At 41.3% G+C, this 10,416-nt stretch carries 8 protein-coding genes and 1 riboswitch; of the genes, 4 read left to right on the top strand and 4 right to left on the bottom strand.

All coding sequences use genetic code 11. The features are described 5' to 3' along the window. Positions 1-58: 58 nt before the first annotated feature. From BVH04_RS19080 to BVH04_RS19095, 4 genes are all read right to left on the bottom strand, one after another. A complete protein-coding gene (locus tag BVH04_RS19080; protein WP_086543071.1) occupies positions 59-1,216 on the bottom strand; it encodes an aminotransferase class V-fold PLP-dependent enzyme in 1,158 nt (385 codons plus the stop codon). A gap of 180 nt (positions 1,217-1,396) precedes the next feature. Next, positions 1,397-2,113 carry an EcsC family protein gene (locus tag BVH04_RS19085; RefSeq protein WP_086543072.1) on the bottom strand — a complete coding sequence of 239 codons (717 nt, stop codon included), beginning with the start codon at positions 2,111-2,113 and terminating at the stop codon, positions 1,397-1,399. A 74-nt stretch (positions 2,114-2,187) separates the two neighbouring features. Next, complete coding sequence (locus BVH04_RS19090; RefSeq protein WP_086543073.1) at positions 2,188-2,934, bottom strand: hypothetical protein; 747 nt, start codon at positions 2,932-2,934, stop codon at positions 2,188-2,190. 275 nt (positions 2,935-3,209) lie between these two features. Continuing rightward, positions 3,210-5,924, bottom strand: a complete 2,715-nt coding sequence (locus tag BVH04_RS19095; RefSeq protein ID WP_240510983.1) for a M14 family metallopeptidase — start codon at positions 5,922-5,924, stop codon at positions 3,210-3,212. A 460-nt stretch (positions 5,925-6,384) separates the two neighbouring features. Here BVH04_RS19095 and BVH04_RS19100 point away from each other — a divergent pair, with 460 nt between their 5' ends. The 4 genes from BVH04_RS19100 (at position 6,385) to BVH04_RS19115 (ending at position 9,994) form a co-directional block, all read left to right on the top strand. After that, positions 6,385-7,311: a ribose-phosphate pyrophosphokinase gene (locus BVH04_RS19100; RefSeq protein WP_086543075.1), complete on the top strand. Its 927-nt coding sequence runs from the start codon at positions 6,385-6,387 to the stop codon at positions 7,309-7,311. 24 nt (positions 7,312-7,335) lie between these two features. Next, complete coding sequence (locus BVH04_RS19105) at positions 7,336-7,917, top strand: 50S ribosomal protein L25 (RefSeq protein ID WP_086543076.1); 582 nt, start codon at positions 7,336-7,338, stop codon at positions 7,915-7,917. Positions 7,918-7,995: 78 nt separating this feature from the next. After that, complete coding sequence (pth, locus tag BVH04_RS19110) at positions 7,996-8,556, top strand: aminoacyl-tRNA hydrolase (RefSeq protein WP_086543077.1); 561 nt, start codon at positions 7,996-7,998, stop codon at positions 8,554-8,556. Between the two features lie 59 nt (positions 8,557-8,615). Beyond that, positions 8,616-8,718: riboswitch (SAM riboswitch) on the top strand. A gap of 103 nt (positions 8,719-8,821) precedes the next feature. Beyond that, complete coding sequence (locus BVH04_RS19115; protein WP_086543078.1) at positions 8,822-9,994, top strand: trans-sulfuration enzyme family protein; 1,173 nt, start codon at positions 8,822-8,824, stop codon at positions 9,992-9,994. Positions 9,995-10,416: the final 422 nt, after the last annotated feature.

Consider the following 10,416-nt stretch of genomic DNA (forward strand, 5'->3'; position numbering starts at 1 on the left):
AAATAAAAAACCGCTATATCAGCGGTTTTTTTTTATTCCTTTTTTAAAGCGTCATAGCTCATTTCATTGATCTGCTAGAATCCAATACCTCTATCAACTTCTCAATATCCACTCCTGTATTAAACACATTCACGGACACCCGCAAATTGCCTCCACGATTAGATACAGAAACCTTATTTCTCTGCAGATTGCTTTTCAAAAGCTCAGTATCAATATCCTTAGGGAGTTTCAACCCAAAAAGATGATAAGAAGTATAATGCTCCTCTTCTAGGACAATATCCCTGCTTTTCAGATAGTCATATAGGGGTATGGTGAGGGTGTGGCAATAGTTCTCTATTTCCGGCACAGTCCATTCATTGATCTGTTTCAGAGCTTCATTCAACATAGGCAAAAGGATAAAGTTGCTCATCTCGCCTATATTGTATCGACCAGAATCCTCGGTGTACTCATGATCGTATTTTGTCAGATTGGCAAAATCCTGAGAATTGGTGCGGTTCAGCCAAGACTCCTCCAGGGGCTGGCCACCGTCAAATGCATGACCGAAATAGGAAATCCCTATACCATAAGGACCAAAAAGCCATTTGTAGCTGGCACAGATCAAAGCGTCAATCTTAAAGCGCTTCACGTCCATCAGAGCTGCACCAGTGGATTGAGTACCATCCACGATAAAGATCGCGCCCACAGTTTTACATTTTTGACCTATACTTTCCAGGTCAAACTTCAACCCATTCATCCAGTGCACAGAAGACATCAGCACCACAGCTGTCTCAGAAGTGATACTTTCCAGCAAGTTCTTATTCCAACTTTTCCCTGGCGTAGGAGCATCTTTATCAGGACCAATCACTTTAAGCGCAGCTTGATTCTTATCACACCAAGATTTCAGAGAAAAATACCCGCTAGGAAATTCGTCTTCCAATACAATCGCATGCTGACCTGGAGCACAAGGGATATTACTTAATGCAGTAGCAAAACCATAAGAACTTGATGGAATAAGTGCGACTTGTAGCGGATCACAATTCACTAACTCAGCAAATCGTTTTTTCACTTCCTTTGGCAAAATGAAAAAATCTTCTGGAGCTATACTCACAGGATTTCTTTCCCTAATGAGCGCTTCTATTGCAGCTTGCTCAGCTGACTTCATGAGCGGCCCCTTAAACCCACAATTGAGGTAGTGTATTTCTGGATCGAGACTAAAGCGGTGTTTCTGAGAATCCATAAGATTTGATTTAGTTAGAGCATTAAAATTTACTATACTAAATGTATTTCCACATTTAGCCAACTGCCAAATGTAAAACTAGCATAGGATGTGTCTAAAGTACACGATGAGGTATCATCGGTCACCCGTCATCTGTCATCCAGCCAATTCACAAAGTTTTTGCTAGTAATCAGTATAAAGTCACCCTAACACACGTAATCTATAAGCGTTCATCGCATATTTCCCCAAATGCTCTGTCAAGCGATAATTTGCAATCGCCCCTACTCCTGCCCCAACAATTGGGATCAACTGCGCCAGTTTCGCAAGATCGATGTAATCTCTGTAATCCAATTGAAAAGTCTTCCAATCAAACTCCTTGAGGTCACTGGGCAAAGTGCCCCTATATTCCTCCCAATTTTCCACAAGTCCTATCAGATCATTCCTTCTTTGCTGACTGGAAAAACTAAGTTGGAAAACATACAGCAAAAACAGACGCTCGTGGTAATCCTTGGTATCAAAACCATATAGTGCTGCGATATCAAAAAGCATTTTCATTTTGATAGTTAGAAAAGCAGGAAAATCGGCAAAACCTAACAAAATCCCTCCTGCGCCAGTGAGTGCACCTTCCACAGAAGCCGTATTTCGATACCACTTAATTCTGCTTCGCACTTTGAACTCACGCTGCTTGAATGAAAGGCTTTCATGTGGCTTTGGCACAATCCAGCTGGAACCTGTAATCACTACTTTGACAATATTTTCTATTGCGGCAGTAATGGCTTTGTGTACCTTATCAGGAATCCAGCTATTGATTTTATTCTGAACACCATGCGTAAGCCTCCCGCCCAGACTTGGCTTTTTTTTCATTCTATACTGCCAAAGCGCCAGTTCCGCATGGGCATAATGTAAATAGGAGTCCATAAAATCAATTTTGTTAACCTTACTATCAAACGGATTTCTGACCAATAGTTCCTATGCTCAACTTATTTACTGAATCATTCATCAAATCCAGGCCGAATAAATTGATCATATTTCGGAACTAGAGCGGTTAGCAGTTTCCTCGATTTCTCCAAAAGAACCAGCAAGCTCAAAATTGAATCTTGCTCATCTTCCATTACATCAAGCAACATTTTCCATGCTTGCATACTTCTCTCCATTGAGATCATAGCGATCTTCGCCGAGCCGTTATAACTTTTCTCTTCTTCAGGATACTCTTCCCAAAAGTCACCTGAAAGATCGTTAAGCACTCTTTTTGACTTCACATGGATAAAAAACAAATACCATTTAATCACTTCAAGAGCCTCATCAATCTTTGCCTTTTGAGCTTGAGCTTCAGAAACCTGCATCAATCCAAGATTTACTTGACGCGCTAATTCTTCCAAATAGCCGTTGATCTTTGACGACTCCAGCCAATCCTTTCCCTCAAATAAATACTGGTCAGTAATCATACTCAGTGGATGCTCATCCAGCATTTTATCTTCCTCTTCCAAAGAAGTGTCGTTTTTACTATCCTCTATAATGTGATCAATATCAATCCCATGCTCCTCAGCCATGGCATGAAGCATCTCCAGAGTCTCTTTGAAATTCTCAGACAAGGCATTCCAAAAGTCTTCTGGGGATTTTAAGTCTCTTATTTGCTCTCGCTCAAAGACTCTACATCTCGCAGTGAAAGCACAACGCTCGCACCAGCGATCACACCAATTATGTATTCCTGGGATAAAAGCTGAATCGTCGTCATCCATGGATCAATGAAAAAGGGTGATTGGTATGCATACGTTTAAGGTAAAAAAGATTTATGAATTAAGCCTTCAGAAATCAGGAAACAATCCAAACCCAACTTCTGGGTGAGAAAGACAACTCTGGCCGACGCACATGTCACAAGAACGGCAGTAGTAAGGTTTTTCTAACAATCAACTATACCTCTCTGTGAAAAACTTTGCGTCCACCACGGTTTAAAATAATCATAAAAAAAACCGCCTCTCTCAAGGCGGTTTTCAATAATTAGAAACTAGTGTGCTTATTTATACAATCCGTTGAACAGCATCTTAAATGTGCCGTGAGATTGAGCTCTGAAAGTGATCTCTGGACCAAAAGCATAGAATTTACCTTTCCCGATTTGAGCTTCAAAGGCCGTTACACCATTTTTCAGGTAAGATTGTCCCCAAGCCCAGCCACTTCTCAAAGGCTCTTCTTCTCCAAACCATGCAATTGGCTTTACTCCCATATTTCCGGCGCTTGGTGAAAGCTTAAATACTGGGCTTCTATTGAACATGATGTAAGCTTCCTCTCCCATGCCATAATTAATAGGAACAGAATTATCTACATGCATCTCAAGCACGGAGCCTGGCACGTAGTATTTCTCGCCACTTAATGACTTGGCTTTTCCATTTGCTCCTATCTCAACCAATGCATCTTCCACAGGCAGACCAAGATGAAATGCTAGATCGGTAGCTGATCCTACAGTAATGACTTCTCCTCCCGCCTCGATGAATGTCTTTATTTGAGAGACAGACGTGTCTGCAGAGAAACTGCCTAGCATATGATGATACTTCTCCTCGATTTCTTCAGGCTTCGGCTGGGATCTGGAATAACCACGGGAGCCTACACTTGGAATCCCAGAACTTATAAACAGCATCACATCATACTTTTCTTTCAAATCTCCTGCATCAATTTCCTGAGGAAATACCAATTGATATTCAAAATGAAATTGCTCCAGCATCCAACGAACCCAACCAGATGGCATAGAGCCGCCATAATAATCATATAAAGCAATTCGAGCTGGCTGAATTTGAATAGCGCCTTTAGGCATAGTCGCAGGAACTGGATAAACTCCATATTCCTTCGCTGCTACATCCAGTTGTTTTTTACCTCCAATTACATAAAAGGAACCAGCAGGTAATCCATCTATCATTGCAGTGGTTCTATAAACCTTCACTTTTGCTTTTAGCAAATCGTTCACTGCCATGAAACTGTTGTTGTTTCGTACATCAAGTAAATAGCCGGAACCGTTTGCTAGCATTTTTGCCGGGGGCGATTGGATCTCACCATAAGGAATTCGCTCAAATGGACCTTCAAAGCCTACATATAACTTATCTACCTCTACTCCCATTTGCAAAGCCAACGTCCAGCCTGCCGCATCATATGGACGGATGGGAGGCCCGCCTGGGTAAAGAAAATCATTCGGATGATCTTGTGGCTCAAACATATCTATCACATGCGGACGGAATGCCTGAGCTGTTTTCACGATGAATGAATTAGCTGGATAAGTTTTTCCATTTACAGTAAAGTCTTCGGTAGCTTTTTCCACCAAAATCCCTGACTTAATCAAAGCATTCATAAATTTCACTGCCGTAGGAAAATCAGGTTGATCAGAAGAGAGGATATAACCTCTAGGATCTCTATTTACAGGATCCATATAAACGGAATCATAAAATTGAGATGGCAAACCAGATCTATTTCCATAGTTTATATCTTCTTTATCCTCATCTTCTTTTGTCTTTTTGGACTTGGCAAATGCATCCTCGACCGCCTGCGCATATTTCGGGTACATGGTCCAGTTGTCCTGGCTGCCCTTTTCAATGGACTTTCTCCCCATCAAGTATATATTCAATAGCAGTTCATCTCCATGTCGTACAGCATGATTCAGGATTGCGTAATTCAAGGAAACAGAATAGTCAATAGACTGTCTGAAATGCCAGTCCTGAGGCGTCACTGGATAAGGAGTCCCATTATTTGGGATTAAACGATCTGGCACCAAAGGCACCTTTGAAGGAGTAGGATTCCCTATTATTTCGGTGAGAATCCCTATGATATTATGATAGTAAGGGGTTGTTCTCAGTCCACCATTCCACCAAGTAGAAAACACAGAACCGTCTAATCTTGTGTAGCCAGGTCTATCTTCTTGATGCATTCTATTGATCATTGCTGCGCCTACAGCATCGAGGCTCGTGATAACTAGCGGATCAAACACATGATTAAAAGGATCACGGTAAGGAGGTCCCGCCACTACCGTTCCAGCTGGGCCTGTTTGGTGGTGATTGTAAATAATCTGAGGTATCCACTCCACGTACTGCTGAAGTGACATATTCGACGCTTCGCTCATGTTATTCATGTAGAAATCACGATTGTTATCATGCCCCACATATTTCTGATAGAGAATAGGGATATTCTGATCCCGAGCTTCTTGATCATCTTTTCTCATGTACCAATCGGACATGATTTCCATCCCATCAGGATTCGCATGAACAAGCAAAATGATCACATCATCCAGAATTTTCAGCGTCTCTGCATCATCTCTTGAAGCTAATTGATAAAAAGTCTCGATCAACTGATGCGGCCCTACTACTTCATTTGCATGTAAACCTCCATCAATCCATACGACAGGCTTACCTTCTACAGAAAGCTTCTCTGCTTCTTCTCTGGTGATTTCTGCATGGGCAAGCTTACGAGATATTTCTTTGTACTGATCTAGCTTCTCAAAATTGGCAGGTGCAGTCACGATCAACATCGGTTGTGATCTGCCGTATTCGGTTTTACCTATTTCCACCATTCTCACGCGGTCACTCGCTTGAGCTACTTTCTTAAAGTAAGCTTCTGTTTGCGAGAAATTGGCAAGCTTGTAATCATCTCCTATTTCAAAGCCAAAGTGAGCTTTCGGCGTCGGAACGTTTTGTGCAAATACTCCTAACGAAAAGCATATTAACAGAACAATTAGAGTAGTTTTTAATCTCATAAGCATATGGGTCGGTTTATTCGTTGTCTAAAATAGCACGAAAAAAGAGGCTACCGTTGATTGATAGCCTCTTTTCCTGAAATTTTACAGGACTGGAAAATAGAGTCAATGAGCTAATCAATCTGAGATCAAACAATTTACACAAAAAACACCCAAGCTTTTAATTCATGACTAGTTGAAGTGCAGACTAACTATCAACTAGTACATATTGCTTAATTCAATAATTATCTTTTCTGATTATCCGCTTTTGTGCCAGTAGCCAGTAATAAACCAAATGGCCTCGGCTAGGATCGGCCACCGGTTTAAGAATAAGTCACGGGATTTTCAGCATTTGCTAAAATAGTTTTAGAAAACAAAGTTATCTTCTGAATCAACTCGCAACACCCTAGCCATCCGATCAAAAATTATTACTTTTGATCTTAAATCCTTTCCACATCTTTCCCGAAAAAAATCCCTGACCATGTCCGAGGTTAAAATCTTTTCAGGCACCAACAGCCAATCACTTGCAGAGAGAATCGCTAAAAACTATGGCAAAAAGCTAGGCGATCTTACACTTTCCAAATTTAGCGACGGCGAATTATCTCCTAGCTTCAATGAATCAATTAGAGGATGTACCGTCTTTTTGGTTCAAAGCACGACCCCGCCAAGCGACAACCTTTTGGAGCTCTGTCTGATGATAGATGCCGCCAAAAGAGCAAGTGCATATAAAGTGTGTGCAGTGATTCCATATTTCGGATATGCCAGGCAAGACCGGAAAGACAGGCCAAGGGTATCTATTGCAGCTAAAGCTATTGCCAACATGATCACTTCGGCAGGGGCAGATCGAATCATGACATGTGACCTTCATGCCGGACAAATTCAAGGTTTTTTCGATATACCTTTGGATCATTTGAATGGATCAGCTATTTTTGTGCCCTATTTGAATTCGCTTAGGCTTCCAGATATGATTTTCGCAGCACCAGATGTGGGAGGAGTGGCTAGAGCTAGGTCTTATGCCAAGCATTTTGAGGTAGAAATGGTCGTCTGTGATAAGTACAGAAAAAGAGCCAACGAGATTGCTTCTATGCAAGTAATCGGTGATGTAGAAGGAAAGGATGTAATTCTCGTAGATGATTTGGTAGATACTGCAGGCACGCTTTGCAAAGCAGCAGAAATGGTCATGGAGAAAGGAGCAAATTCAGTAAGGGCCGTTGCAACACATGGCGTACTTTCTGGCAAAGCCTACGAAAACATCGAAAACTCAGCTTTGGAAGAGCTGGTAATCACAGATACCATCACACCAAAGCAGCAATCATCAAAAATCAAGGTATTGACAGTCGCTGACCTGTTCGCAAAGGCTATCCACGCCGTTACAGGAAACACGTCTATCAGTTCTTTATTTATTTAAGAACCAATTTAATACAAATACAATATGAAAAATTTAGAGATTATAGGGTTTAAAAGAGCAAATCTCGACAGTGCCAGTCTTTCTGAATTGAGAGAATCAGGTAATGTTCCCTGTGTGGTTTACGGACCTGGTATCAAAGAGCAGATTCACTTCTACTCTCCAATCATCCTTTTCAGAGAATTGATTTATACTCCTGAAGTTCACATGGTTGATTTGAACATCGAAGGAACGATCATCAAAGCAGTATTGAAAGACGCACAATTCCATCCGGTTAGTGAAATGCTTTTGCATGCTGACTTTGTAGCTTTTGCTGAAGACAAGGCTATCAAATTTGAAATTCCCGTGAAAGTTGTTGGTAGCTCACCAGGCCTTGCAAAAGGTGGTAAGCTAGAATTGAAAACTAGAGTATTGAAAGTAAAAGGTCTTGCAAAAGACTTCCCTGACGTTATCCCGGTTGATATTTCTAACATTGACCTTGGCAAATCATTCAAAGTTGAAGATTTGAAAGTAGAAGGATTCGAAATCTTGACAAGTCCATCTGTTTCTATCTTGACTATTGGTATTCCAAGAGCACTTAGAGGCAAGAAAGGCGGAGACGAGGAATAGATTCGGTCTCTTATTCATTCTAAATCCTGCCCATAACCGGGCAGGATTTTTTATTTTCATGCCGTATAGCTACATAAGATGAAATACCTAATCATAGGCCTCGGGAACATTGGCCCCGAGTACGAACTCACCAGACACAATATCGGATTTTTGACCGTGGACAGACTTGCTGATGCAAAAGGCTGTTCATGGAAGAGCGATAGACTTGCCTTCACTACAGAATTCAAACATAAAGGCAGAACAATCCACTTGATCAAACCTACCACTTACATGAATCTAAGCGGCAAGGCGATGAACTACTGGATGAAAGAACTTCAGTTGACCAAAGAAAACACCCTCGTGATCGTAGATGATGTAGCCATCCCTTTTGGGAAAATACGCATGAAGCCTAAAGGAAGCGCAGCTGGTCACAACGGTCTGAAAAACATTGAAGAACTCACAGGCGGCCAAAACTATCCAAGACTCAGAATGGGAATAGGAGATGATTTTCCTAAAGGAAGACAAATTGATTTTGTTTTAGGGAAATTTACTCAGCAGGAATTTGCTGAATTACCCATTATAATGGACAAAGCAATAGAGATGAGCCTCAGTTTTTGTTCAATTGGAATAGATCGCACCATGAATGAATTTAACGATTGAGCAAATAAGATTTGGAAATCCCCGAATCCCGTTCTTTCTTTGCATCACTTCAGGCAACTGATTTATAAAGAAGAGGCGAGAGATTAGGCTCTATAACCCTCTGGCAACCATCCCGAAACGGAGAACGGTGCCAATTCCTACCCTACGCGGGAACTATAGATTGGCTTACTTCACAGATAATCCCATATAGTTCATTTACCGTCTCCGGGTTTGATTTTCTCAAATCTGCTTGATTAGTATTGTCAAACTCTAAACTGATCAATAAATGAGTAAGCACTTCGAAACGAATTCTGTACGGATCGCCCCTTCCAAATCCAATCAAAGAGAGCATTCAGCTCCAATCTACCTTACATCCAGTTTTACGTTCGATTCAGCAGAAGAAGCCAGAGCTACTTTTGCTGACGAGATAGAAGGAAATATTTATTCCCGATATGCCAACCCTAATTCCAGTGACTTGATAGAAAAAGTCTGTGCTGCTGAGGGAACGGACGATGGATTTGCGACAGCTTCAGGGATGGCTGCAATGTTTGGAAGTATTGCGGCGCTACTTCAGCAAGGAGATCATGTGCTTGCAGCTCGTTCACTTTTCGGGTCTACTCACCAGCTTTTAACCAGAGTGTTTCCTAAATGGGGTATTACATCTACCTATGGGGATATTGCTGATTATTTGAACTGGGAAAAACTAGTCCAACCCAACACCAGAATGCTTTTCATCGAAACTCCATCCAATCCCGGTTTGGAAATAATCGATCTAGAATGGGCGGGGAAATTTGCGAATGCTCATAATTTAATTTTAGTGGTGGATAATTGCTTTGCATCACCATATCTTCAGCAACCTGCAAAATGGGGCGCTCATATTGTAACTCATAGTGCCACCAAATATATCGACGGACAAGGAAGAGTTCTGGGTGGTTTGATCTTGGGGCAAGCTGACCTAATGAAAGAAATCCATTTTTTCGCCAGACACACAGGCCCTGCCATATCTCCATTCAATGCGTGGATTCTTGCAAAAAGCATGGAAACACTTGGAGTGAGAATGGACAGACACTGCAGCAATGCATCTAAAGTAGCGGAGTATTTCGAAGGAAATTCAGAATTGCTTGCAGTTAAATACCCATTTCTAAAGTCTCATCCTCAGTACGAAATTGCCAAAAAGCAAATGAGTCAGGGCGGTGGGGTAATCACCTTAGATCTGAAAGGCGGAGGACAACGAGCTCAGCGATTTATAGATCAACTTCAGATGCTATCTATCACAGCTAATCTTGGTGATAGCCGCAGTATCATCACTCATCCTGCTTCTACCACCCATAGCAAACTTTCGTCTGATGAAAGAGCTCAAGTAGGAATTTCAGATGGATTAGTGAGATTGTCTGTAGGCTTAGAACACTTTGAAGATATCATACTAGATGTAGAAAGAGCCATTGATAAATCTAAATGAGGATTTCACAAATGGTAGTGGACATTTTACTTTTTTAAAATACTCAAAATACTGGCAAAGGGTCCGGTGATGTTAGATTTCGCTCTTTCAGAGCTTTTTAGATATTAAGAGTGCATTTTTTTACCCAGCCCTATCGAGCTGGGCTCGGGTATCCAGGGCTTTCAGCCCTTATACTTTAGAAAACTAGATAGTTAAATTGCGCTCTCTGCGAAAACCTCTGTGCCCTATGTGGTTGATAGACTTTCAAAAAAACATTCATCCAACTAGGGACGAAAGAATAAGCCAAGGCAAGATTTTGGAAAAAAAGGACAAGTGCGCTCTCTGCGAAAACCTCTGTACCCTATGTGGTTGATAGACTTTCAAAAAAACATTCATCCAACTAGGGATGAAAGAATTAGCCAAGTCAAGATTTTGGAAAAAAA

The organism is Algoriphagus antarcticus (assembly GCF_002150685.1).
Lineage (GTDB): Bacteria > Bacteroidota > Bacteroidia > Cytophagales > Cyclobacteriaceae > Algoriphagus > Algoriphagus antarcticus.

What these genes read in the sequence shown, in the direction of transcription:
- BVH04_RS19080 (WP_086543071.1), bottom strand. Translation starts at nt 1,216, where the DNA reads ATGGATTCTCAGAAACACCGCTTTAGTCTCGATCCAGAAATACACTAC.
- BVH04_RS19085 (WP_086543072.1), bottom strand. Translation starts at nt 2,113, where the DNA reads ATGGACTCCTATTTACATTATGCCCATGCGGAACTGGCGCTTTGGCAG.
- BVH04_RS19090 (WP_086543073.1), bottom strand. Translation starts at nt 2,934, where the DNA reads ATGGATGACGACGATTCAGCTTTTATCCCAGGAATACATAATTGGTGT.
- BVH04_RS19095 (WP_240510983.1), bottom strand. Translation starts at nt 5,924, where the DNA reads ATGAGATTAAAAACTACTCTAATTGTTCTGTTAATATGCTTTTCGTTA.
- BVH04_RS19100 (WP_086543075.1), top strand. Translation starts at nt 6,385, where the DNA reads ATGTCCGAGGTTAAAATCTTTTCAGGCACCAACAGCCAATCACTTGCA.
- BVH04_RS19105 (WP_086543076.1), top strand. Translation starts at nt 7,336, where the DNA reads ATGAAAAATTTAGAGATTATAGGGTTTAAAAGAGCAAATCTCGACAGT.
- pth (WP_086543077.1), top strand. Translation starts at nt 7,996, where the DNA reads ATGAAATACCTAATCATAGGCCTCGGGAACATTGGCCCCGAGTACGAA.
- BVH04_RS19115 (WP_086543078.1), top strand. Translation starts at nt 8,822, where the DNA reads ATGAGTAAGCACTTCGAAACGAATTCTGTACGGATCGCCCCTTCCAAA.